The 21,956-nt window shown below is 72.8% G+C and carries 22 protein-coding genes and 1 pseudogene; 12 read left to right on the top strand and 11 right to left on the bottom strand.

Annotation, left to right across the window (positions count from 1 at the left end; all coding sequences use genetic code 11):
* Window positions 1-17 precede the first annotated feature (17 nt).
* The 5 genes from ACFRMQ_RS09845 to ACFRMQ_RS09825 form a co-directional block, all read right to left on the bottom strand.
* Window positions 18-1,265, bottom strand: coding sequence for an aminotransferase class V-fold PLP-dependent enzyme (locus ACFRMQ_RS09845; protein ID WP_380728825.1), 1,248 nt, complete (start codon window positions 1,263-1,265; stop codon window positions 18-20).
* Between the two features lies 1 nt (window position 1,266).
* Window positions 1,267-2,160: a class I SAM-dependent methyltransferase gene (locus ACFRMQ_RS09840; protein WP_380728823.1), complete on the bottom strand. Its 894-nt coding sequence runs from the start codon at window positions 2,158-2,160 to the stop codon at window positions 1,267-1,269.
* 15 nt (window positions 2,161-2,175) lie between these two features.
* Complete coding sequence (locus ACFRMQ_RS09835; protein WP_380728821.1) at window positions 2,176-3,465, bottom strand: glycosyltransferase family 4 protein; 1,290 nt, start codon at window positions 3,463-3,465, stop codon at window positions 2,176-2,178.
* Window positions 3,466-3,483: 18 nt separating this feature from the next.
* Entirely contained in the window at window positions 3,484-4,485 is a 1,002-nt protein-coding gene (locus ACFRMQ_RS09830) for an NAD-dependent epimerase/dehydratase family protein (RefSeq protein WP_380728819.1), read from the bottom strand.
* Between the two features lie 112 nt (window positions 4,486-4,597).
* Window positions 4,598-4,762 (bottom strand): hypothetical protein, encoded by a 165-nt coding sequence (locus ACFRMQ_RS09825; RefSeq protein ID WP_380728817.1) that lies wholly within the window; start codon window positions 4,760-4,762, stop codon window positions 4,598-4,600.
* A 163-nt stretch (window positions 4,763-4,925) separates the two neighbouring features.
* Between ACFRMQ_RS09825 and ACFRMQ_RS09820 the strand changes: the two genes are divergently transcribed.
* Complete coding sequence (locus tag ACFRMQ_RS09820) at window positions 4,926-5,456, top strand: hypothetical protein (protein WP_380728815.1); 531 nt, start codon at window positions 4,926-4,928, stop codon at window positions 5,454-5,456.
* A gap of 274 nt (window positions 5,457-5,730) precedes the next feature.
* Here the strand turns inward: ACFRMQ_RS09820 and ACFRMQ_RS09815 are convergent, their stop codons facing one another.
* Window positions 5,731-7,023, bottom strand: a complete 1,293-nt coding sequence (locus tag ACFRMQ_RS09815) for an MFS transporter (RefSeq protein ID WP_380728813.1) — start codon at window positions 7,021-7,023, stop codon at window positions 5,731-5,733.
* Between the two features lie 60 nt (window positions 7,024-7,083).
* Between ACFRMQ_RS09815 and ACFRMQ_RS09810 the strand changes: the two genes are divergently transcribed.
* The gene (locus tag ACFRMQ_RS09810; RefSeq protein ID WP_380728811.1) at window positions 7,084-7,725 is read left to right on the top strand and encodes a TetR/AcrR family transcriptional regulator; all 642 of its coding nucleotides are present in this window, start codon (window positions 7,084-7,086) and stop codon (window positions 7,723-7,725) included.
* A 219-nt stretch (window positions 7,726-7,944) separates the two neighbouring features.
* On the top strand, window positions 7,945-8,349 hold the full coding sequence (locus ACFRMQ_RS09805) for a hypothetical protein (protein ID WP_380728809.1): 405 nt from the start codon (window positions 7,945-7,947) through the stop codon (window positions 8,347-8,349).
* Window positions 8,350-8,447: 98 nt separating this feature from the next.
* Here the strand turns inward: ACFRMQ_RS09805 and ACFRMQ_RS09800 are convergent, their stop codons facing one another.
* On the bottom strand, window positions 8,448-8,936 hold the full coding sequence (locus tag ACFRMQ_RS09800) for a hypothetical protein (protein ID WP_380728807.1): 489 nt from the start codon (window positions 8,934-8,936) through the stop codon (window positions 8,448-8,450).
* 447 nt (window positions 8,937-9,383) lie between these two features.
* Between ACFRMQ_RS09800 and ACFRMQ_RS09795 the strand changes: the two genes are divergently transcribed.
* From ACFRMQ_RS09795 to ACFRMQ_RS09775, 5 genes are all read left to right on the top strand, one after another.
* Window positions 9,384-10,346 (top strand): helix-turn-helix domain-containing protein, encoded by a 963-nt coding sequence (locus tag ACFRMQ_RS09795; protein WP_380728805.1) that lies wholly within the window; start codon window positions 9,384-9,386, stop codon window positions 10,344-10,346.
* 46 nt (window positions 10,347-10,392) lie between these two features.
* The gene (locus ACFRMQ_RS09790; protein ID WP_380728803.1) at window positions 10,393-11,199 is read left to right on the top strand and encodes a MerR family transcriptional regulator; all 807 of its coding nucleotides are present in this window, start codon (window positions 10,393-10,395) and stop codon (window positions 11,197-11,199) included.
* The gene (locus ACFRMQ_RS09785; RefSeq protein WP_380728801.1) at window positions 11,196-12,206 is read left to right on the top strand and encodes a BtrH N-terminal domain-containing protein; all 1,011 of its coding nucleotides are present in this window, start codon (window positions 11,196-11,198) and stop codon (window positions 12,204-12,206) included. The genes ACFRMQ_RS09790 and ACFRMQ_RS09785 overlap by 4 nt, the downstream gene beginning before the upstream one ends.
* A gap of 247 nt (window positions 12,207-12,453) precedes the next feature.
* Complete coding sequence (locus tag ACFRMQ_RS09780; RefSeq protein ID WP_380728799.1) at window positions 12,454-12,996, top strand: hypothetical protein; 543 nt, start codon at window positions 12,454-12,456, stop codon at window positions 12,994-12,996.
* Between the two features lie 196 nt (window positions 12,997-13,192).
* Entirely contained in the window at window positions 13,193-13,447 is a 255-nt protein-coding gene (locus tag ACFRMQ_RS09775; RefSeq protein ID WP_380728797.1) for a hypothetical protein, read from the top strand.
* Window positions 13,448-13,632: 185 nt separating this feature from the next.
* Here the strand turns inward: ACFRMQ_RS09775 and ACFRMQ_RS09770 are convergent, their stop codons facing one another.
* Entirely contained in the window at window positions 13,633-16,083 is a 2,451-nt protein-coding gene (locus ACFRMQ_RS09770; protein WP_380728795.1) for a DUF4132 domain-containing protein, read from the bottom strand.
* A 23-nt stretch (window positions 16,084-16,106) separates the two neighbouring features.
* On the bottom strand, window positions 16,107-16,499 hold the full coding sequence (locus ACFRMQ_RS09765; protein WP_380728793.1) for a hypothetical protein: 393 nt from the start codon (window positions 16,497-16,499) through the stop codon (window positions 16,107-16,109).
* 159 nt (window positions 16,500-16,658) lie between these two features.
* Here ACFRMQ_RS09765 and ACFRMQ_RS09760 point away from each other — a divergent pair, with 159 nt between their 5' ends.
* Together ACFRMQ_RS09760 and ACFRMQ_RS09755 are read left to right on the top strand one after the other, a co-directional pair.
* Window positions 16,659-16,889 carry a hypothetical protein gene (locus ACFRMQ_RS09760; protein WP_380728791.1) on the top strand — a complete coding sequence of 77 codons (231 nt, stop codon included), beginning with the start codon at window positions 16,659-16,661 and terminating at the stop codon, window positions 16,887-16,889.
* Between the two features lie 246 nt (window positions 16,890-17,135).
* Window positions 17,136-17,777, top strand: a complete 642-nt coding sequence (locus tag ACFRMQ_RS09755; RefSeq protein ID WP_380728789.1) for a dihydrofolate reductase family protein — start codon at window positions 17,136-17,138, stop codon at window positions 17,775-17,777.
* A 97-nt stretch (window positions 17,778-17,874) separates the two neighbouring features.
* On the opposite strand, the gene ACFRMQ_RS09750 is transcribed toward ACFRMQ_RS09755, so the two are convergent.
* On the bottom strand, window positions 17,875-18,417 hold the full coding sequence (locus ACFRMQ_RS09750) for a DUF2165 domain-containing protein (RefSeq protein WP_380728787.1): 543 nt from the start codon (window positions 18,415-18,417) through the stop codon (window positions 17,875-17,877).
* A gap of 134 nt (window positions 18,418-18,551) precedes the next feature.
* On the bottom strand, window positions 18,552-18,932 hold the full coding sequence (locus ACFRMQ_RS09745) for a 4-oxalocrotonate tautomerase family protein (protein WP_380728785.1): 381 nt from the start codon (window positions 18,930-18,932) through the stop codon (window positions 18,552-18,554).
* A 64-nt stretch (window positions 18,933-18,996) separates the two neighbouring features.
* On the opposite strand from ACFRMQ_RS09745, the gene ACFRMQ_RS09740 reads away from it, so the two are divergent.
* Together ACFRMQ_RS09740 and ACFRMQ_RS09735 are read left to right on the top strand one after the other, a co-directional pair.
* Complete coding sequence (locus tag ACFRMQ_RS09740; protein WP_380728783.1) at window positions 18,997-19,464, top strand: MarR family winged helix-turn-helix transcriptional regulator; 468 nt, start codon at window positions 18,997-18,999, stop codon at window positions 19,462-19,464.
* Window positions 19,465-19,940: 476 nt separating this feature from the next.
* Window positions 19,941-21,956, top strand: a pseudogene (locus tag ACFRMQ_RS09735) (amidohydrolase); the annotation flags it as partial.

Raw genomic sequence — 21,956 nt, 5'->3', positions numbered from 1 at the left:
CCTGCCCCGGCCCGCCCCTACAGTGTTCCGGCGATGGCCTTCTCCAGGGAGTCGACCGCTCGGTCGATGTCGGCGGTGGTGTTCAGGACGCCCGGTGCGAACCGGACGGCACTGCTGCGGTAGGGGGTCTGGCCCGCCATGACCTTGTCGTGTTCGAGGGCGGCGACGATGTCCGCGGGGTCGTGGCCGTCGACGTCGAAGCAGATCATCCCCGAGCGGGTCCGGGAGTCGGCCGGTGTCCGGACGCGGACGCCGTCGAGTTCCGCGAGCCTGCCACGGCAGTAGGTGTTCAGTTCGGCGATGCGCGCGGCCACGCGTTCCTTGCCGAGCCGCTCGTGGAACTCGAAGGCCTCGGCGAGGGCCCAGCGGTGCTCGTACGCCGGGAACCCTCCGGGGGTGCACAGCCGTGCCCGCGGCGCCTCGTCCTCCGGTACGCGGCCGAGGTACCAGGGCCAGAACACTTCGACGTCGAACGAGGTCATGATGGGTTCGACCGCCGCCCAGCCCTTCTCGCTGCCCCAGACGACGCCGGTCCCGCGCGGGCCGAACATCCACTTGTGGCATCCGGCGACGAAGAAGTCGCATGCCAGGTCGGCCACTTCGAAGTCCTCGACGCCCATGGCGTGGACCGCGTCGACACAGACGATGATCTGCCGGTGCCGTGGCCTCGTCGCGTTGGCCTCGGCGACGGCCCTGCCGATCCTGGCCAGCGGCAGTTTGACGCCGGTACCGGAGTGGACCCAGGTCAGTGCCAGGACGCGGGTGTTCTCGCGCAGTTCGCGGGTCACGGCGGCGGCCATCTCGTCGGCCGTCGCCTCGGACGGGTTCCGGTAGAGGCTGACGACCCGGTGGCCGGCTCCGCTGGCCGCCGCCTTGAAGCGCAGCAGTTCGGAGGAGGCATAGTGCTCGTGGACGGTGCTGAGGATCTCGTCGTCCGGGTTCAGGCGCATCCCGCCGAAGACGACGGCCAGGCCGGCGGTCGTGCTCTCGGTGAGGGCGATGGAGTCGGGGTCCGCTCCCAGGTAGGCCCCCGCCCGTTCCAGGACCCGGCGGACGTTGGCGTCGCGCTCGTGGAAGTGGAGGGCCGGGTTGCGGTCCAGGGCGTCGCGGTGGCGCCGGACGGCTTCGCGCACCGCGTGGGGCTGGGGTGCGAGCATCGACAACGCGAGGTGGACGTAGTCGGGGTCGAGGCGGAACTGGGCGCGGGCCCAGTCCCAGAGGGCGGTGGGGTCCGCCGGGGCCGCTTGTGGTTGACCGGACGTCATGTCACTCCGTCGGGGGTGGTTCGGGTGTCGCCGCCGTGGCCGGCGGCACCAGCCGTGGCCCGCGGTGGGCGACGACGTAGGTCACCGGCACGGGCAGGACGATGTGGTCGGGTTCGAGGCTGCGGGCGTGTGCCTCGTCGGCGATGGCCTTCCGGTGCCGGGTCCGCTGGTGCACGGGTACGCGCTCCCAGAGCAGCCGCATGCCGTGTGACCAGGTCCACCGGAGGAAGGCGATGGCCGACGGCGCGGTGATGCAGGCCTGCTCGTGGCGGATGTCGACGGTGGAGAAGCCCGCCGCCAGGAGCTCCTCCCGTGCCCGGCGGGGCCCTCCGAGCGCCTCTCCATAGGGGTAGACGCCGCTGTCGGAGCCGTACTCGGCGCTCATGCGCGCGATGGCGCCCAGGCCGAAGACCTTCGGCTCGGGCTCCGGGACGCTCGTGGGCACCGCCAGCCCCAGGCGCCCGCCGGGGCGGAGCAGCCGGTGGTAGGCGCGGAAGGCGGAGGCGGGGTCGGGCAGCATGTGGACGCTCATGCTGCCCGTGATCACGTCGAAGCTTCCGCCGGGGAAGGACGGTTGCCCGCCGTCCATCACGATCGCTCTGACGTGGGTGTGCCCCGCCCGGCGCGCGTCCGCGTTGGTGGCCTCGACCATGGCGGCGGCCAGGTCGAGGCCGGTCACGGAACCGGTGGGTCCGGCCGCTCGCGCGGCGGGGAAGAGCGCCGCGCCCCGGCCGCAGCCGATGTCGAGGACGCACTCTCCCGGCGAGACGGACGAGAGCCGGACGAGCCGCCGGCCGATCGGGGCGAAGAACTCCACGCCGGTGCGGTCGTAGTCGGCCGCGACGGCGTCGAAGAGGACGTGTGCCGGGTTCGGCCGGCGTGGCCGGTCGGCCATGGGAGGCTCCTCCGTTCAGGTCCGCGGGCCCCGGACGTCCGCGGTCTCGGCGTCCATCGTCTTGAACACTTCGTGGTGCAGGTCCCGCAGCAGTGCCTCGTCGGGATGGAGCGTGCCGTTCAGGAGCCCGAGGGCGCCCGCCTTGGCGAAGAGGTCCTCGGTCTCCCGGAGGCCGTGGTGCGCGAGGACGGCACGGACCGGGGCCGGGTAGCGTCCCGTGGCGAGCGGCGAGGACGCCACGGGCGGGGTGCGGGTCCGGCCGGCGGCCGCCATCCGTTCGATCACGCCGGTGAGGACCCGCGTCGACCGCTCGTAGGTGGCCCACTCGGGCACTCCGTCGGGGGGCGGCTGCCCGCGGTCGAGGACCTTGCGGCAGACCTGCGCGAAGTGTTCGTCGTCCATGCGGGCGAACTCGTACGGGTTGGCCTGGGGCCGGGACAGGTACTCGACGTCGACCAGTCCGCCCTGCTCCTCGCCGATGAAGTAGGGGAAGCCGTCCCACCGGGGCACGACGACGGGAATCCCGCAGGCGAGTGCTTCCAGGGGGGACTTCCCGTAGGTCTCGAAGATGCTGGTGGCGCCCGAGACGAACAGGTCGGCGGCGTTGTAGAGGTCGACGGTCCGCTCCTTCTCCAGGCGGTGGAAGAGGACGACGTCGCGCAGGCGGGCTGCCAGCCGGTTGTAGTACGGGGGGTCGATGTGGGTCACCGACATGGCCAGGAGCGTTCGGGGCCTCTCGTCGCGGAGCCGTTCGTAGCCGGCCAGCAGCGGTTCGAGGCCCTTGTCGTTCATGAACCGGCCGGTGTAGAGCAGGATCGTGTGGTCCGGCGGGAGCCCCAGACGCCGTCGGCTCTCCGCCCTGTCCTTCCTGCGGTAGAGGTCCTTGATGCCGAACGTGCAGATGTCGCCGGCCCGGATGCCCGTGAGGTGCTCGTAGGCGCGCTGGGCGTTGCGCGAGCCGCAGACGACCAGGTCGGCGGGGTGCGGGTGTTCGGCGAGCAGCAGGAAGTAGAAGAGGATGTGGAGCGGGTAGGGGTTGGTGTGCGGGATCATCAGCGCCGGGCAGAGGTACCCGTCGCGCCGCATCAGGTACAGCAGGGGGAGTGCTTCGACGTACTCCGCGACGATCACGTCGATGGTGGAGAGGTCGCAGGAGGCCTTGAGCGTCCGGTAGATCTCCTCGAACCGCTCGGGGGAGTGCTCCCGCGGGGGCAGCAGCCCGATCCGGAAGAGGAACAGTTCGTCGCCCCGGCAGAAGTGCCGGACGTCCTCGGCGGAGTCGGTGAGAGCGAGGATCCTCGCCATCGTCCTTCCCTTCCCGGGTCAGTTCGCCGGCAGGGTCTCGAAGTACATCTGGGCGTCCTTGAGTTCGGGCGAGCGGCCGGCCTCCTGGGCGCGCCGGGCCGACGCGAGCACGCGCCGGATCCCCTCCCGCACGTCGATCTCGTGCCGGAAGCCGAGGACGTCCTCGGCGCGGGTCACGTCCGCCCACAGGCGTTCGGCGTAGATCGCGATCGGCACGTCGACGTGCTCCGGCTCGACGGGCTTGCCGAGTTCCAGGCCGATGAGCCGCAGGACCTCGTTGAAGGTGGTCTCGATGCCGGTGCCGACGTTGAACTCCTGGGTCGGCAGGCCGCTCTCCAGGGCGGTGCGGAAGGCCCGCCCCGCGTCCTCCACGTAGATGAAGTCCCTGGTCTGCTCGCCCGATCCCCACACGACCGGGGTCTCGCCGTGGAGCACGGCCCAGGCGAACAGCGAGATGACGTTGGCGTAACCGCCCTTGCTGAACTCGTCGTGGCCGTAGACGCTGAAGGGGCGCATCCCGATGGCGGTGATCCCGTACCGCTGCGAGTACTGCCGGGCGACTTCCTCGTTCCACTTCTTGGACAGGGCCTTGAGGTCGGGCGGGTTGATCCCCATGGCCTCGTCGTAGGGCACCGGGTTCCCCTCGTACACGGCGCTGGTGCTGGCGTAGACGAGCTTGCCGACGCCGTTGCGGCGCATGGACTCCAGGACGTTGAGGAAACCGTGGGTGGTGACCGAGGCGCCGTCGACCGGGTCCTCCTCGTACATCAGGAAGGACGAGGGCGCGGCGAGGTGCACCACCGCGTCCTTGCCGCTCACGAGCTTGTTCAACAGGCCGAGGTCGCGGGTGTCCCCCTGGACCCACTCCACGTGCTCGCGGATGTCGTCGGGGATGTGCTGCTTGCCGCCGATCTTGTAGTTGTCGAGAGAGGTGATCACATAGCCGTCGTCGATCATGCCCCGGATCATGTTGCGCCCGATGAAGCCGGCGCCTCCGGTGACGAGGATGTTCTTGGACATGGTGCTTCCTCTCGGTCGTCGCGGTGTTCCGTCGTCGCGGTGTTCCGTCGTCGCTGTTCCCGAACGGGCGCAGCCGCTGCCGGAGCAGCGGCTGCGCGTTCATGGCATGGCGTCAGCTGATCCTGACGAGCTGGTAGTCAGCTTCCACCGCCGCTTCCACGGCCGGGGCCCACTGGGTGTGCTCGGGGGCCCACGCCGTCACGGCCGGGGCCCACTGGGTGCGCTCGGGGGCCCACGCCGTCACGGCCGGGGCCCACTGGGTGCGCTCGCTCTGCATGATCACTCCATTCCCAGGACAAGGGAGTGAACCCCCCGGCAGGTCGCATTTCCGCGCCTTCCATGGACAGTGAATCCGCTCCATGGAACACGAACATGTCCACCCGTGGGGTCGAATCGAGGGCCTGTGGTCCGCTTTCACGGTTCTCCCGAGCCCTGCTTGGGTGCTGCACCTCGATCTGAATGACAGGATGCAACGGTTCGGACCGGGAAATCAATACCCGAAGGAAAGTGCGACGAATGATGCGGATGTGACTCGTCTGGCGCTAGTGGCCGGCTCACCGGCAGCGACGGGAAGTTGCTGTTGCCAGTTCGACAGGGAAGTGTTTGACTGGCCGACATTCCCTCGACCGCGAACGAACCCCTATCGCAGGGGAGGCATATCGGTTGTGCGTGTCAGTACGCGACGGGCGGCGGACGCCACCCGTGGAGCAGCTGCCCGCAGGGCCCACGACGCGGCGCCCGGCGGCGATGCGGTGTCGACGGCACCGTTCATGGAGATGGCGCGACGGCAGCCGAAGGCACTCGCATTCGCCGAGCCGTTGGTGATCGTCGGAAATGTGCCGCACTTCGCGAAGCAGACCTTCTCATTTCCTTATGCCATCACCGCACTGAACGTTCCGTGGACGACCGTGCCGAATGCGGCACTAGCCCCGGTGACGGTTCAGGCCGTAACCGGATTTCCCTGTTCCTAGTTCTCCGCTCGACTGGGCGGACGTCAATTGTGCGTCATCGGCGAGATTCTCCGCGCACTCCGATCCGACTGCTCGAAACCGGGTGCACGGAACCGGACGCACGGAACCGATCGCCGTCGCTCTCTCCGGGGCGGTGCTCGTCCACCCGGTGTTTTCCGGACCGCCAAGCGCCTATCGGGCCGGGGTCTTCGAAACCGGGTGCCGGTCCACGGCCGTCGCGCCGGCATTCGACGCGGGCGTCAGGGTGGACAGGGGCCGGCCCGGCCGGCGGATGTCACGCACGGTGGCGCGGACCGTCCCGAAGGGGCCCGGGCACGGCCGCGGCGTCCTGTTGCCGCCCCTCCGCCGGGGTGTCACCATCGGCCGTCACCGGCGGTTCGGCCTCCGCGGCCGGGGCGCGCAGCGTCAACAGCGCCAGCACGAGGCCGGCGGCCACCAGCGCGACCGCGACGGGCGGCAGCAGCCCTTCCTCCAGGGCGACGACGGCTCCGCCCACCACTCCTCCGAGGGCCGAGCCGACGTAGGCGGAGCTGCTGCTGACCGCCATCGCCTGTGCCGCCGCCCGCGCGCCCGTGCGGGAGAGCATCAGGACCTGGATGCCGGGCGGGACCGCCCAGGCCGCCGCCGACCAGACCAGCAGCAGACCCGCGACGAACACGGCGGGAACCGGCCGGACGAGCCAGAGCAGGCCGAGCGCGAGCATCGCGACGCAGAAGACGCCACAGGCGAGGGCGAAGGCACGCAGGGGCGTGTGGCGGTCCGCCAGCCAGCCCGACAACCGCGTTCCCGCGACGCCTCCGACACCGGCGCAGACCAGCAGCACGGCGAGGGTCCGCGGGCCGGCGCCCGCCAGGTCGGCCAGGTAGAGGGAGATGTAGGTCTGGAAGGCCAGGTTCCCGGCCACCACCAGCACGGTGACGGCGAGGATGGCCGCGACGGCCCTGTTCAGCAGCGGTCGCAGGAGGCCGACGAGGGATCCGGACCGTTCGCGCCTCGGGGTGTCGAGGGCCGGGAGGGTCAGCGCCACCCCCGCGAAGGCGACGATGCCGATCAGCCCGCAGGACGTGAACGTCGCACGCCATCCGAACTCCGCTCCGATCCACGTGCTGGCGGGCACGCCGACCAGGACGGCACCCGTCAGGCCGACCATGACGGTGGCCAGGTACCGCCCCGTCCGCTCGGCGGGCGCCAGTGCGCCGGCCGAGGCCAGCGCGCTGGGGAGGACCACGGCCGCGGCCCCGGCTGCCAGGACCCGCAGGACCATCAGCTCCGGATACGAACCCACCGTGAGGACGGCGAAGTTCACCACGGTGAAGAAGGCCAGCGCGCACAGGAGCGCCGTACGGCGGGACACCCGCGTCAGGACGAGTGACCACGCCGGGGCGGCCAGCGCGTACACCAGCGAGTAGGCCGTCACCAGCTGACCGGCGGTCGGCTCGGCGACCTTGAGATCGGCCGCCATCTCCGGCAGCACCCCGACGATGATGAAGTCGTCGGTCTGGACGACGAACGCCGCCAGCGTCAACACGTAGAGCCACCAGGGCCTGCGGGCAACAGAAGGGTTCACGCGGTTAGGGTAACAGTTGTTTCCCTCATCGTGTGAGAGCCTTCGGGCAGGAGGTGCCGCATGCCCAGACCCGTGAACCCTGACCGCCGGCGCGAAGTCGTCGACGCCGCCATCGACCAGCTGGCCGCGACCGGCATCGGCCACTTCTCGCTGCGCACCGTCGCCGAGGGAATGGGCCAGAGCACCCGCGTCCTCACCCACCACTTCGCCGACAAGCAGGCACTGGTCACCGCGGTCCTCGAACGCCTGGACGAGCGCCAGCACCAGGCCCTCCTCGCGGCTCCCGCCTGGCGTGACCCCGCCGTCCCGGTCAGCGTCATCGTCAAAACGGCCTGGGAGCGCACCCTCGGCCCACGGGAACTGGCCATGACCCGGCTCATCCGCGAGATCGAGGGACTCGCCGCCGCGGGCCGGCTCGTTCTCCCCGGGCCCGGGTTCATCCGCGGCCGCGCCGAGTTCGTCGCCTCCTGCTTCACCCTCCGGGGCCTCTCCGAGGACGACGCCCTGACCACCGCGACACTCCTCAACAGCGCCTTCTCCAGCCTGCAGAACGACTACCTGATCACCGGAGACCACGACCGGTCCGTCGCCGCACTCGACGAACTGTGCGCGTGGGTCGACGCCCGCGTGCGGCAGCACCGCCCCGCGGATTCTCCCCGCGCCCGCGCGGATCGGCCGACGACGCCCCACGAGGCAAGGTAGGAGCACCCCTCCGCACCGGAGGCTACGGGGGCGGACGGCATGCCGACGCCCAGGACGGCGAAGGCGCCGGCCTCCCGCCCCTGATCGCGGCCGGAACGGCGCGGGCGCCCTCCCGAGGCCTGCCGCCCGGCCGCTCGGGCCGGGAACCGTCCGGGGAACGGCTCGCTGGTCTCACCCCCGGCCGTAGGGTGGCCGGACGACGAGGAGGAGGCGGCGGCGATGACGCAGGGCGTGGGACCGCTGGTGCGCGTGTCCGACGGGCCGGGTGGGCTCTCGGTGTGGGGACCGGCGGAGCCGGAGCGGTGGGGGGTGGACGTGAACGTGATGGTGGAGGCGGGCGAGGACGTCGAGGCGGTGGATCTGCGGCTGCTCGCGGAGGTGTTGGCGCACCTCGACGACGTGGTGACGCAGGCACGGCGGTTCGTCTGCGCCCAGTTGGACGTGCCGCAGGAGCGGGCGGCACTGGACGCTCCGGAGGTGGACGTCTACACCGACGGGTGGATGCTGCGGTTCGCCCGGGGGGATCTGCCGATCTGCGAGCCGTACGGGGTCGGGGTGGTGTTCGAGGGGCTGCGGCCGGTGCGGCTGGAGGACCTCAGCGAGGCCGAACCGATCGAGGACTGACCGTCCGTCACCGAGAGCCACCCCGGTACCGGAGGGCCTCCAGGGCGGCGCCGCGGGCACGGTGGCCGATCCGCGGCGGCCGGCCCCGGATCACCGGATCAGTGCCACTTGGTCAGGCCGGACTTGTTCCAGGGCTCGTTGGGGCGCTTGAAGCCGGCCCGGACCTTCGCGCTGTCGGGCCAGAAGAACATGGTCCCCCACCCCCGGCCCTCGATATCGCTGGTCTCGAAGAACCCGAGCAGCGTCCAGGTCTTGCCGCCGTCGTAGGACCGGTCGATCCAGCCCTGGTACCGGCCGCACAGCGTGTTCACATTGAGGGCCGCCCACGCGTACCAGTAGCCCCCGCTCTTGCCCGAGCGCAGTTCCACGCTCGCGCAGCCCGGGTCGTGCGCGACGTCGTCGGTGTCCTTCTTGTCGAAGGAGAACCTGTTCGGATCCGTGTTGTCGCACTGGTAGCCGGTCCCGCAGCTCAGGCCGGTGACGGCCGCGGCGGCTCCCGGGGTCGGGCCCTTCGCGACCGCCGGTCCGGCGGCCGGCAGGAGCAGGGCCGCGATGGTGGCCGCGACGACGGCGGACTTCTTGATCACTGGTGCACCCCTTGTCCGTAGTGGCGCCATGAACGGCCATGGGTGGCCCCGACCGCGCGGGCAGGGGGCGGGAAACTCCGCCGGCCTCCCCCACGCGCCGACCGGCAGGCGCCTACGCCCGGTCGTGCCGCCCCGGCCTCGCCCGGGCCGCGGCGGTCACGACTCTAGAGCGCGGGTGAAACGCTCACTGTGCCTTCGCTGCACGGAAGTTGGCCGTTCCTGCGGCCCGCCGAGACCACCGGAACCGGCGGCCCGGGTGCGCCGCCGGACCGTTGCGCAGCACGACGCGCCCCTGCCATCCTGAGGACGGAACCGGCCTTCGGAAGGGCAGGGCACACCGATGGGCAACCAGCGCGCAGACGACCGCCCCAGGCCCTCCGGGCAGCGGCGCCGCCGCCCCGCGGCGCGAGGCCCCGAGGTGGCCCGGCCGTCGGACGGACGTGCCCGGTGAGCGCGATCCTGGACACGGCGGACTTCCCGTCCACCGCCCGCGAGGAAGCGATCCGGCACGCGATCTGGGAGTCCGTCGTACGGATCGAGATCGACCACCGCCCGCCGCCCCGGGACATCTCGGTCAGGGTCAGGCTCGACACGGCCGGCTGCATCACCGTCTGCTCGGCACGGGCGACCGGCATGACGGTCCGGCGCACCCAGCGGCTGGCGAGGGAGGACTGCGAGCCGCACGTCTTCCTGGGCCTCCAGCTGACGGGCACCAGCGTGGTGGAGCAGAACGGCCGCCAAGCCGTCCTGAAACGCGGGGAGTTCGCGCTCTACGACACGTCCCTCCCGTACGCCCTCGGCTTCGACGCCGGTGTCGACCACCACTTCCTGCGCTTCCCCCGGGCCACGCTCGCGCTGCCCGAGCGGTCGCTGCGGGATCTGACGGCGGTCACCTTCGGCGCCGAGAGCCCCGTCTCGGCCCTCGCCTTCGCCTACTTCTCCCAACTGGCCGTCACCGACGGGCTCGACCAGGACCGGTACGCCCTGGCGGTCGCGGGGCCCAGCCTCGACCTGCTCCGCGCCGCCGTCGCCTCCCGGCTCGGCGACCCGCCCCGGGCCCAGGAGTCACATGACGCGGCGCTCGGCCGGCGGATCCTCCGGTACATGCGCGCGCACCTGCGCGAGCGCGACCTGTCGGCCGCGCGGATCGCCGCCGCGCACGGCATCTCGGTGCGCCACCTCTACACCCTGCTGGCCCGCTCGGGAGTCACCCCGGGCGGCTGGATCCGCTCGAACCGCCTGGAGGAGTGCCGGCGGGAGCTGGCCGGCCCGGGCGCGCGGCACCGGACGGTCGCCGCGATCGGCCGCGGCTGGGGCTTCGTGGACGCGACCCACTTCAGCAAGGCCTTCAAGCGGGCGTACGGCCTCTCCCCACGCGCCTGGCGCGACCTGCATCACGGGCGGGGGTAGGCCCTGCGCTGGACCCTCCCACCGTGGGAGGGTCCACCATGATGGCGTGCGAGACGAACTCCTCACCATCGGGCGCTTCGCCCGCCTGTGCCGCCTCAGCGTGAAGCAGCTACGGCACTACGACGACCTGGGCCTGCTGGCTCCCGTCCGCGTGGACGCCCGCTCCGGCTACCGCTACTACGTGGCCGGGCAGGTGCGTGACGCCCTGACGATCGCCCTGCTGCGCGAGATGGACCTGCCCCTGGCCGTGATCGCCCGGACACTGGCTGCCGGGCCCGAGCGCAGGGCGGGAATCCTGCGCTCCGAGCGGGACCGGCTGGCCGAGCGGGTCCGCAGGGACCAGGCCCGGGTGGAGATGCTGGAGCGGCTGGCGGAGGACGGTCTGCCGGGCTACGAGGTGACCCTGGGCAGAGAGCCGGAGCGACGACTGGCGGTGGTGCGAGCGGGCTGCTCCCCCACCCGGATCGGAAGCGGGATCGAGGAGTGCGCGGGCCGGCTGCTGCCCGTGCTCGGCAAGGCGGGAATCGCCTGGGAGCCGCCGCTGTGGGGGCTGTACCCGCTGGACCTGGACGACCCGATGGAGATCACCGTCGGGGCGCAGACCCCGCAGGGGGACGGCACGCCCGGCCTGGAGTTCGCGGTGCTGCCCGGCGGGCCCGTCGCCGAGACCACGCACATCGGGCCCTACGCCCATCTGCCGCTGGCCTACACCGCGCTCTTCGCCGCCATCCACGAACGCGGGCTGCGCCCGCGGGCGCCCGTACGCGAGGCCTACCTCGTCGGACCGGCGGAGGCGCCGCAGGAAGAACTGATGACCCGACTGGTCATCCCCGTCCGGGAGGGCGCGTCATGACCACGGTCCTGGACATCGACGCCCGCGGCACGCGGCACTGCGAGACGACGGCCCTCGGGGTGCTGATGCGACACCAGGGATTCGACCTGTCCGAGCCCATGCTGTTCGGTCTCGGCTCCGGTCTGTCCTTCCTCTACTGGGACGGCAAGACCATGGGCTTTCCCTTCCTCGGGGGGCGGGTCAAGCCGTTCGACCTCACCCGCAACCTGGCCGCCGGGCTCGGACTGGAACTCCTCGTCCAGGAGACCGCCTCCCCACGCAAGGCATGGGACAACGTGGCGGCCGCCCTCGACGCCGGCCACCCCGTCGGACTCCAACTCGACAGTCACCACCTGGACTACTTCGGCTCGAAGGTCCACTTCGGCGGTCATGTCGTCGCCATGTACGGCTACGACGAGCACGACGCCTACCTGGTGGACACCGACCAGCAAGGCGGAGCGGTCTCCACCAGCCTGACCAGCCTCGCCCGGGCCAGGGCCGCGCGCGGCCCGATGACGTCCAGGCACCGCTCCTTCACCCTCACCGCCCCGAGGGGCCTGCCCGCCCCGCACCGGCGGATCGTCCCCGCCATCACCGCCTGCGCCGACGCCTTCCTCCACCCGCCCATCGCCAACCTCGGTCACCGCGGGATCGAGAAGGCCGGCCGGCTGGTACGCACCTGGCTCCGGCGCGCCGACGATCCTCAGCGGGACCTGCCCCAGGCGGCCCTGTTGATGGAGAGGGCCGGCACCGGCGGCGCCCTGTTCCGCAACCTCTACCGCGACTTCCTCGCCGAATGCGCCGATCTGCTCGACAGCGGCCATCTGCGCACCGGCCACGCGCTGTACGCCGAGGCGGCCGTCCTGTGGACGGAAGTGGCAGCGCTGATCAAGGAGGCGGGTGAGTCGGGCGATGCGCGGCACCTCGACCGGGCCGGCTCGATCCTCGGCGACCTCGCACGCGTGGAGCGGCAGGCCATGCAGGCGCTGAGCCGCCTGGGGACCGAGGCCCACGTGGTCCAGTCCTGACCGGTCTTCGAGAACCACCGCTTCGACGGCGCTGGGCGGCCGCGTCGCCCGGCGCCTCCGGCCGGGGGTGCGGGAGGCACGGCCGACGGCGTCAACACGCGCCCCCGGAACGCCCTCCGGTCCGGTCGCGGACCGAACCCGGGGGCGGCGCCGACGAGTTCCTCCACGTCCTGCCGGTGCTCCCACGGGCCCGGGGCGCGCGGGCGAAACCTCCTTCCCCCGCCGTTCTCCGTGCTGGAGCGGTAAGTTGGCGACTGCCACCTACGGGAAGGACACCGACGTGACCATCGACCAGGCTGCCCTCGGAAGCGCGGTGAAGGCCGTCGCCGTCGCCGCGCACACCGATGACCTTGCCGGCCTGTACCAGGCCGTGATGCCGCCGGCCGGCACGGATACGCCTCCGGCCGAGGCCGCCGCCTGGTTCGGGACGCTCCTCATCCACCTGGCGCTCACCGCCGCGGCCGATTCCGGACTGGAGCGCGGCTGCTCCCGGGAGACCGTCTCGGAGTGGATCGACGAGGTGCTGGGCCCGCCGCCCACCCCGGCACGGCTGCGCGCCGAGGACCCCGGTCGTATCGACCACGTCGAAGCGACCAGGGCCGCGGCGGACTACTCCCGGTGCCGCGAGTACGCCGTCGACCTGATCGGGGTGGGCCTGACCGATCCGGACGAGGCCCCGGCCGAGCGAGCGGTCGACGCCCACTGCACGGTGACGAACGACAAGGACGTGCGGATCACCGTGATGGCGATGCTGGGCCGCCTCGCCGCCGCCCCCGGCGGGCAAGGCTGACACTGCCACCCCGGCCCGCCGGTCGCCGCCCGGGGCACGACGCCGGCCGCGGTCGGCCGCAGGGGTACCCGGCATTCGGCCCATCGGGCTCACCCTCCAGGGGCGACCTGCGCCCGTCCCTGGCACGGCAGCGGCCGGGAATGGCTATGCGCAGGGTATGAGAATCACCTGCCGCGCCGCTCTCGGCGTCCCCTTGATGACCGCTGCCGCCCTGGTCCTGCCCGTCGGCCCGGCCGCCGCGGCCACCGGAAACCTCTACGTCAACAACGAAGAGGTCTACACGGACCCCGCCGGCTGCTACCCCCTGAAGGACTCCAGCATCGTCGACAACATCACCGACACGGCCGTGACCCTCTACTCGGGTCCGGACTGCGACGGAGAGGAGCTCGGCCGCATCAGCGCCGGTGACGACGAGATCACCACCGGCGCCCAGAGCCTCTACCTCCCCTGATCCCCGACCCGGCCGAATCCCCGCCCTGATCTCGCCGCCGGCCCCGGACCGGCCGGGATCGCCGTCGCCCGCCGCCGGATTCCCGAGGCGGCGGGCGGTCGGCGACGCACCGGCGCGGGGGCCGGTCACGCGCGCCGACCCGACGGCGGTGCGGCTCGTGCCGGGTCCCGCGCGGCCTCAGGGCCCTACAGCTGGCTCAGGATCGTCGGGTCCGTGATCTTCGAGTCGTCGGCCAGCAGCACCGCCTTGCTGAGGATCAGCGCCGTCATGCGGTCGCCCTCGAAGGGCAGGTACCCGGCCTGTGGGGAGGCCGGGTCGGCCTTGGGGACGATGCACAGGTACTGGTCGTTCGGCGTCATCAGGATGTTCCCCGAGCCGAGGTGGATCCTGTACGTGCGGCGCGAGCCCGCCACGTGGAGGAAGCGGCCCTCGACGGCGCAGCGGTCGGCGATCTCCAACCGGGGGATCAGCCGCTCCAGCAGCACCCGCCGGGTCTCGGCGCTCTGGCTCAGCTCGCCGAAGCCGTACGAGGTCCAGTACTCGCGGTGGCGGCCGTCGGGGCCGCCGTCCTGCCAGGTCGGGTCGTTGCCGACGCTGGCCACGCCCACGAACAGGTCTACGTCGCGCAGGACCTCGGACAGGACGAGCGGCGGGACGTCGGCGATCGGCAGGGGCTCCACCGGCGCCGCGCCGCCGGACGGCCACATCCGGTAGTCGTCGCCGAAGCAGGAAGCCCGGTTCTGCGGGGCGTCGACCGGGTAGAAGCGGACCTGGTCGGTGCGCAGCCGCAGGAAGCTGCCGGAATCGGTGGTGTCGGCGCCGAAGGCCTGGCCCTCCCCGTGGACCCAGTACTCGGCGCGCAGCCCCCACCGCGGCAGTTCCCGGGTGGCCGGCGGGGCCGAGTCGTCGACCATCAGCCGCAGCCTGTTGCGCCAACCCCTGGCGGCTGCCAGGGAGTTGAACTGGTGCTGGCGCAGGATGTGCCCGGCGAACCGGTTGGAGTAGGTACCCGTCGCCCGCTCGGCGTCGGTCAGCAGGTACACCTCGCGGTGCGCCTGCTTGAACGGCTGGGTGATCGCGTGCCGCTCCAGCCAGTCGCGCCAGGCCACGATCTCGGCGGGCCCGTATCCCGCCGGGTGCCAGAGCCGGACCTCGCCGCCCTCCCGGACCGGGTCGTCGGTGAGCGTGCGCGGCTCGCCGTCGGCGAACCCGACGGCCGTCCCGTCCACCGTCCACAGCAGCCGCCGCGCCAGCGTCCCCACCAGCGGGTGGTCGAGGAGCCGCTCGCGCCAGTCCGCGTACGGCCAGGCGCGGTCGGCGAGGAACTGCCGGTCCAGGCGCTCGCTCTGCGCGGAGAGCGTCTTGTCGATGTCCTTGACCGCAGCCTTCAGCTCCTTGAGCTCCTCGGCGTGATCGCGCTTGACGGCGGCCGGCACGCTCTTCGCGACCTTGCCCGCCGGGCCGCGCCAGCCCAGTGAGGCCTTGGCTCCCCGGACCTCCACCACCGCCGTGAAGTCGCCCAGTTGCCGCTCCGCGCGCCCGACCTCGGTCAACCCGTGGTCGGGGACGGCGAGTTCCTCCATCTCCTCGCGGGAGAGACCGAGCGCCTCGGCCCGGTGCTCCAGCACGGACTCGATCAGCCTGAGCACGGGCTTGTACGTCACCCGCGTGGCCAGCCGGGCGAGTTCGGCGAGAACCGGCTCCCCGTCGAGCCGGGTGAGCGCGCCCACGGCGGCGTTGGCGGCCTTCGGGTTGCGCGGGCCGATCCCGGAGGCCTTCCGGAGCGCACTCTCGACCAGTGCCCCGAGCGCCCGCACGGTGTCCGGGTGGGCGGGCAGCGTCCCGAGCACCCACGTCAGCCCGCGCAGCGCGTTGGCGTTGTACGGGTCGAACGCGGCGTTGACGTCGGGCTCCCACTCCCGGCGCTCCAGCTCGAACGTCCGCCGCCCGACGAGCGCGAGCCAGGGCACCACCGCGGCCCGCACCCGCTCCGCGCCCAGCTGCTCGACCAGCGCGCCCGCCCGCCGCTCCCACGCCCGGGTCGGCGGCCTGGCCGCCGTCGCGGTGGTCGCGTGCCGCAGCAGGGCCTCCAGTCCGGGCACCTCCTCGGCCTCCCGCATCGCCCGCTCGGCCCACTCCTCGCCGACGTTGAGAACGGGCTCGGTGAGCCGCTTCGTGAGCGCGCGGACCCTGTCGTCACCGTAGGCGTCCATCGCCGAACGCCGGAGGGCGGCCACGACCTCGGGCGCGAGGGGGCGGCCGTCCTCCAACTCGGCCTCGGCGAGGGCGAGGTAGCGTCTGTCGAGCCACAGGCTGTGTTGCCGGCCGACCTCGTCGAGCACCTTCCGGCGCTCCGCCGACCGCCGGCCGGGCCGGTCCGGCAGGGTCCGTTCGAGGACGGTGACCAGGCCCAGCACGTTGCCGCGCGCCACGCCCGTGCCCTCCGCGGGGAGCCGCGCCTCCAGGGCGTCAGCGAGCGCGCCCCTGGTCTCCGCCGGCATCCCGCGCACCTCGACGAGCACGGCGTCCCACACGCCGGACCACGTGTCGTCGTCGAGCGCCGCCAGCCGCACCAGCCCGTCGGCGATCCCCTCCGTCTCCGCCGGCGTGACCGCGCGCCGCCGGAGCAGGTCCATGATCCCGTGGAACTCCACCGTCCTCAGCCCCCCACCAGCGGCACGAGCTTCAGGAACGTGACCTCGGTGCCGAGCACCAGCTCGACCTCCTCCCGCGGGTCGGTGACCTGCCGGTCCCCCACCAGCACGAGGAAGCCGTTGCGCGCGAACGCCGCGAGCGCCAGCTCCGTCTGCGCCTCGGGGTCGATCCGCCGAGGCGTGCGCAGCGCGTACCCGTTCAGCACCCGCTCCGCGTCCTGCGGCCGCACGAGTCCCCGGAACACCTCAGGCGTCCGCGCGTTGTACTCCGCGACCTCCTGGAAGACCCTGCGCCGGATCAGCTCACCCACGGTGAGCCGCTCCTCCGCGATCTCCAACCCCCACCCGTCGCTCCGGTGCCCCGCCGTCGTCTCGTCGACGAACCTCACGATTCCCATGCCGTGGACAGTACGGCTCCCCTGTGACACCGCGCGTGCTCGGTGCGGTCGCGGGGCGGTCGGCATCGGGGCACCTCACGGTGACGGGCCGTCGAACCGACACCTCGTACCGGCCCGTGTAGCCTGCGGCCTGTTCGATTCCAGGTGAGGGGTGGGCCCGTGGTTGACGTGACACGCGTGATGGAGTCGTTGGCCGAGCAAGGCGTGACAGTCCTGTTCAAGGCTGATGCCGAGCGCATGCGGGACGGGACGAAGCCCTGGACCTTCGTCGCGAGCGGCGCCCCGTGGCGCGACGATCTCCTGGTGCGAACGGACGCCGCGTCCGTGGAGGCATGCCTGGAGGTCTGCCTGCCGCGGCTGCGCGAGTACGGCCTGGTGATCCCCGAGTGACCGCGGGGTGCGGATGGCGGGGCGGTCGGTGATCCGGCTCCCCGAACGGATCGTGGCGCGGCCGGGGCGTCGTCGCCCGGGACACGGGCCGGCCGCGGCCGGGCGCGCGCGGTGACCTCGTCCGTCACGACGGTCGGGGGAAGCGGGTGTCGGCGGGGGAAGCGGGTGTCGGCGTGGCGATGAGTCTCGCGGCCGTGGCCGGTCTACACCTCAAGGGGCGACCACCAGACGACCGGGAGTACGGACATGGGCCTCATCCACATCGAGCTGTTCACGACCCTCGACCTCGTCGGGCAGGCGCCCGGCGGGCCGGACGAGGACCCGGTGGGGTTCCCGTTCGGCGGTTGGCAGGCGCCGCTGCTGAGCGAGGTCACCGGGGCGCAGATCCTGGCCGCGTACGAGGGGACGGACGCCCTCCTGCTCGGGCGGCGCACCTACGACATCTTCGCGGCCTACTGGCCCGGCCGGAAGGACGGTGTGATCGCCGAGCTCTTCAACCGCGTCCCGAAGTACGTGGCCTCCCGGGGCACGCCCGGCCTCCCGTGGACCGGGTCCACCCTGCTGGGCCCGGACCTGGCCGGCGCGGTGCGGGAGGTCCGTGAGCGGCACGAGCACGTGAAGGTGGTCGGGAGCCTGGACCTGGTGCAGACCCTCCTGCGGGAGCGGCTCTTCGACCGGCTCGACCTGTGGGTGCACCCGATCGTGCTCGGGGTCGGGAAGAAGGTGTTCGACGGCGGCGCGGTGCCGATGAACGTCGCGCTCCTCGAACCGCCGGTGGCCGCCCCGCAGGGCACCGTGTACCTGCGCTACGGGCTCGCGGAGGGCACGCCCAGGACGGGCGACATGAGTCTGCCCGACCGCGGTCTCGGGAGCGAGGGGACCCGGTGATCCGGTGATCCGGCGGCCGCAGTGAACACCGCCGGGTGCCGGAGGCGGTCGGCCGGCGGTCGGTGGCCCCGGCCTTCCCGGCCGGCTCGGGGGTCGGTCAGCGCGGCGGGGCGGGTGTGCGGGAGGGCAGGTTCACCACCAGCAGGGCCAAGCCGGCCAGGGTGACGTTGCGGATCGCGGCGTCCAGGCCGTTCCAGGTCTTGGACTGCCACATGGCGAACCACTCCCCGCCGATGCCGATGAAACCGGCCCCGAAGAGCAGCAGCGTCAGCAGCAGGCCGAGGGTGCTGAGGCGGCGGGCCAGGTGCGGCCGCAGCCACCAGGCGAGCGTGCCCGCGGTCAGGACCAGGGCGCCCAGCGCCTCCCAGGCGATGATCGCGACGTAGGCCGCGTCCTGCAGGGCGGGGGAGGTGATGGAGCGCCACATCAGGTCCTGGTCCCGGAAGGTGGTGTCCATGGCCAGGACGTGCCGGACGAACTGCTGGTTGGTGGCGAAGTCGGTGATGTTCCCGAAGACCACGAGCAGCAGGTAGAGGGCGTTGGTGCCGGTGAGCGCGGTCGCGGCGGCGGGCAGTGAGCCGAGGGCGAGCAGGCGGTCGCGGGTGGACGGACGCGGGCTCGCGGTGCGGGTGGTCGGCATGCGGAAGAGGCTAGCGGCCGCCGGGAGTTGACCGGGCGCGTTCGGGTGGCGGGTGCCGGATGAGGGACGCGCGGGGGAGTCCGCGAGGCGGCCCGGACGGCGAGGGTCACGCGGTGAGGGTCACGCGGTGGGGGTCACGCGGTGGGGGAGCCGCCGACGAAGGTCCGTTCCGGCGGTGACGCCACGAGTTCGACCATGGTGCCGGCGCGGAGGTCGTCGCCGATGACTCGCGCGATCGCGTCGGTGAGCGCGGTGCCGAGGCGCGCGGTGATCCGGGCGGCGTCGGGGCGGTCGAAGACGCCGGCGCGGACGCCCATGACCACCGAGGCGTTGGTGTCCACGGCCTTGCCGCCCTGCGCGAAGCGGCCGGCGGGGACTCCGGTCAGGTGGATGCTCACGAGGTCGCGGGCCCAGTCGCCGTAGACGTCGACGATCGCGTCCGTCAGGGCGGCGACGAGCGCGGGCTCCTTGCCCGCCAGTCTGTTCTCCGACAGGTGGACGGCCAGATGCGGCATAGTGGACCTCGTTCCCTTTGAATCCAAAGCCTTTGTCTTCAAAGATATCTGGGAGAGGTCTCCGATGTCCACGGAATCGGACGGTCCCGCCGTCGACGAGGCCGTCCGCACCCTGCTGTTGCTCATGCCCCGGCTCGTCGGCCGCGCCAAGCGTCTGCCCGTCCCCGCCGCCCTCCGGGGCCTGGACCTGGCACCGCGGCATCTCGCGCTGCTGGCCCACCTGGAGTACGACGGCCCCACCGGCGTCAACGACCTGGCCGCCCGGCTGGAGGTGGCCCCGACGACCGTCAGCCTCATGGTCAGCGAGCTGTCACGGCCGGGCGTCCTGCAACGCACCACCGATCCCGCCGACCGCCGCCGCCGCATCGTCGCCATCGCCCCCGCCTACGCCGCGCCGATCGGCGAATGGCTGTCCGGCAGCGCCTCCGCCTGGGAAGGCGTCATGCGCGGTCTCGCCCCCGCGGAACGCGCCACGGTCATCACCGCCCTGCACGCCTACGAAGCCGCCCTGGAGCGGGCGGGCGGCACGTGACGGAACCGCACGCGCGGTGGACGCGGAAGGGTCCCTCACCCGGGTGACCGCCCCGGACCGCCTCACCCGCGTCCACGTTGCCGGCCGGCACGACGACGTCGGCACGGCGGGCCGACGGACGGTCACCCCGCCTCCGCCGGCCCGGCCTCGGCGCTACACCGGGTCGGCGGCGGGTGTGCCGACGGCAGGTGCGATGGCCGGGAGGTGTCCGGCCCCGGCGGCGCGGGCGATCCGCGCACCCGAAGTGCCACGGATCGAGGAGGCCGACCGGGCCGACACGCCGGACCGTGGGCGGACCTCGGCGGTGACTCCCCACTCGTGACGTCGAGTTGGCGGCGCCACCACATCGGCGGAACGAGGGGCGCGGTCACGCTCCGACCCAAACCGATAATGAACATGCCGAGTGCATCCCACCGCGACCGGAGCCGGTTCCGGCATGCCGGGCCGGGGCCACGGGTGGTGCGAAGGGAGCGGGTGTGTCGTTTCTCAGGGACGGTCATCGAGACGGTCATCAAGACGGTCATCGGCGGGAGTTCAGCCGGCGGGGGTTCGTCGGGGCCGCGGCCCTCGCGGGTGCCGGTGCCGCGCTCGCTCCGGTCGCGGTGGCCGCGGGCCCCGAGGGGGCGCGGGCGCTGGCCGGCCCGTGGTCGAGGACGCTGGAGTTCACCGCGGCCACCAACGCCGGCATCGCGCTCTCGCCCGACGGCGAGCGGCTGATCGTCGAGGTCCAGGGCGTGCTGTGGGGGCTGCCCCGGGCCGGCGGGACGGCGACCGCCCTGACCACCCCCGAACTGGAGCCGACCCGGCCGGTGTGGTCGCCGGACGGCTCGACCGTCGCCTTCTGCGCGTACCGGGGCGGGGGCTTCCACCTGTGGGCCATGGCGCCGGACGGGTCGGACCTGCGGCAGCTGACCTCGGGACCGTGGGACGACCGGGGCGTGTCCTGGTCCCCGGACGGGCGGCGGCTCGCGTTCTCCTCCGAACGCGCGGGCGACGCGGTGGCCGGCGGCTCGTACGACGTGTGGACGGTGGAGGTCGCCACCGGCCGGCTGACCCGGCTGACCGACCGGGCGGGGGCCGAGGACCACGACCCCTCGTGGCACCCGGCCGGTGACCGGGTCCTGTTCGTCCGGGCCGACGCCGCCGGCGGGCGGACCATCGCCTCCGTCCCGGCCACCGGCGGTCCGGTGACCGTCGAACGCACCGTCGCCAGCGGCACGGTGGTCTGCCCCGTGGCGTCCCGGGACGGCCGGCTGGCGTACGTGTGGATCGCCGACTCGTCCGCCGAGACCTCCTACCGGTCGGCGTTCTCCTCGCTGGCCGTCGACGGCGAGGTGGTCTCGGGCGACGAGGACGTCTCGCCACTGCCGCCGTGCTGGGCCCCCGACGGCGGGATCCTCTACTTCGCCGACGGCCGGATCACCGACCGCTCCCCCGCTCTGGGCACCGCGAAGCACATCCCGTTCACCGCGCGCACGCGGGTGCCGAGGCCCGAATACCGGCGCAAGGTACGGGACTTCGACTCCACCGCCGATCGCGACGTCCTCGGCGTCCACCTGCCCGCGCTCTCGCCGGACGGGCGGTCCGTCGTCTTCTGCGCGCTCAACGCGCTGTGGCTGCTGCCGATCGGAGGGCGGCCGCGCAAGCTCTTCCAGGCGGCGCCCGCCCACTACGTGCAGATGCCGTCCTGGAGCCGGGACGGACGCGACATCCTGTACGTCCACGACGGGGACCCGGACGGTGACGGCCTGGGCGCCGTGCACCGCCTGACGCTCCGGGAGGGGACCGACACGGTCCTCGCCCACGGCGGCCGGTTCAACCCGGCGCTCTCCCCCGACGGCACCCGGCTGGCCTGCCAGGACGTCCTGGGCGACCTCCTCCTCGTCGACCCCGCCACCGGAACCGAGCGCGTCCTCGCGACCCCCCTCGGAGGCAACGGCCTTCCCGGCAGGCCCAGTTGGTCACCCGACGGCCGGTACATCGCGCTGTGCGACCGCAACCGCCTCAACCACCGCTTCCGCGAGGGCTACAACGTCATCCGGGTGATCGACACCCGCGACGGCTCCGCGCGCGCCTTCCTGCCCCTGCCGGACACCTCGGTGGCCGACCGCTGCGACAGCGGCCCGGTCTGGTCGCCCGACGGCGCGTGGCTGGCGCTCGTCGTGGAGTCCGCGCTGTGGGTGCTGCCGGTGGCCCCGGACGGAACGCCCCGCGGCGAGGCACGGCGGATCACCGACGAGCCGGCCGACCATCCCTCCTGGTCCGGCGACTCCGCCCGGCTGCTCCACCTCACCAACGGGCGGCTGCGGCTGATCGGCCGCGACGGCGCCGACCCGCGCACCGTCCCCGTCCCGCTGCGCACGGCCCGCGCCCTGCCGCCGCGCTCCGACGTCACCCGCGTCCACGCCGCCCGGCTCTGGGACGGCACCGGCGAGAACCCGCGCGATGACGTCGACATCGTCGTCCGCGGCAACCGCGTCACCGCCGTCGAA

This window comes from Kitasatospora sp. NPDC056783, assembly GCF_042789895.1.
Classification (GTDB): Bacteria; Actinomycetota; Actinomycetes; order Streptomycetales; family Streptomycetaceae; genus Kitasatospora.
This window is presented reverse-complemented; position numbering and strand designations above follow the sequence as displayed.

Excerpts from the sequence above, each read along its gene's own strand:
- ACFRMQ_RS09745 (WP_380728785.1), bottom strand. The coding sequence starts at position 18,932 with ATGCCGCATCTGGCCGTCCACCTGTCGGAGAACAGACTGGCGGGCAAG.
- ACFRMQ_RS09840 (WP_380728823.1), bottom strand. The coding sequence starts at position 2,160 with ATGGCCGACCGGCCACGCCGGCCGAACCCGGCACACGTCCTCTTCGAC.
- ACFRMQ_RS09810 (WP_380728811.1), top strand. The coding sequence starts at position 7,084 with ATGCCCAGACCCGTGAACCCTGACCGCCGGCGCGAAGTCGTCGACGCC.
- ACFRMQ_RS09775 (WP_380728797.1), top strand. The coding sequence starts at position 13,193 with ATGACCGCTGCCGCCCTGGTCCTGCCCGTCGGCCCGGCCGCCGCGGCC.
- ACFRMQ_RS09740 (WP_380728783.1), top strand. The coding sequence starts at position 18,997 with ATGTCCACGGAATCGGACGGTCCCGCCGTCGACGAGGCCGTCCGCACC.
- ACFRMQ_RS09755 (WP_380728789.1), top strand. The coding sequence starts at position 17,136 with ATGGGCCTCATCCACATCGAGCTGTTCACGACCCTCGACCTCGTCGGG.
- ACFRMQ_RS09845 (WP_380728825.1), bottom strand. The coding sequence starts at position 1,265 with ATGACGTCCGGTCAACCACAAGCGGCCCCGGCGGACCCCACCGCCCTC.
- ACFRMQ_RS09805 (WP_380728809.1), top strand. The coding sequence starts at position 7,945 with ATGACGCAGGGCGTGGGACCGCTGGTGCGCGTGTCCGACGGGCCGGGT.
- ACFRMQ_RS09785 (WP_380728801.1), top strand. The coding sequence starts at position 11,196 with ATGACCACGGTCCTGGACATCGACGCCCGCGGCACGCGGCACTGCGAG.
- ACFRMQ_RS09830 (WP_380728819.1), bottom strand. The coding sequence starts at position 4,485 with ATGTCCAAGAACATCCTCGTCACCGGAGGCGCCGGCTTCATCGGGCGC.
- ACFRMQ_RS09770 (WP_380728795.1), bottom strand. The coding sequence starts at position 16,083 with ATGGACCTGCTCCGGCGGCGCGCGGTCACGCCGGCGGAGACGGAGGGG.
- ACFRMQ_RS09825 (WP_380728817.1), bottom strand. The coding sequence starts at position 4,762 with ATGCAGAGCGAGCGCACCCAGTGGGCCCCGGCCGTGACGGCGTGGGCC.
- ACFRMQ_RS09750 (WP_380728787.1), bottom strand. The coding sequence starts at position 18,417 with ATGCCGACCACCCGCACCGCGAGCCCGCGTCCGTCCACCCGCGACCGC.
- ACFRMQ_RS09835 (WP_380728821.1), bottom strand. The coding sequence starts at position 3,465 with ATGGCGAGGATCCTCGCTCTCACCGACTCCGCCGAGGACGTCCGGCAC.
- ACFRMQ_RS09765 (WP_380728793.1), bottom strand. The coding sequence starts at position 16,499 with ATGGGAATCGTGAGGTTCGTCGACGAGACGACGGCGGGGCACCGGAGC.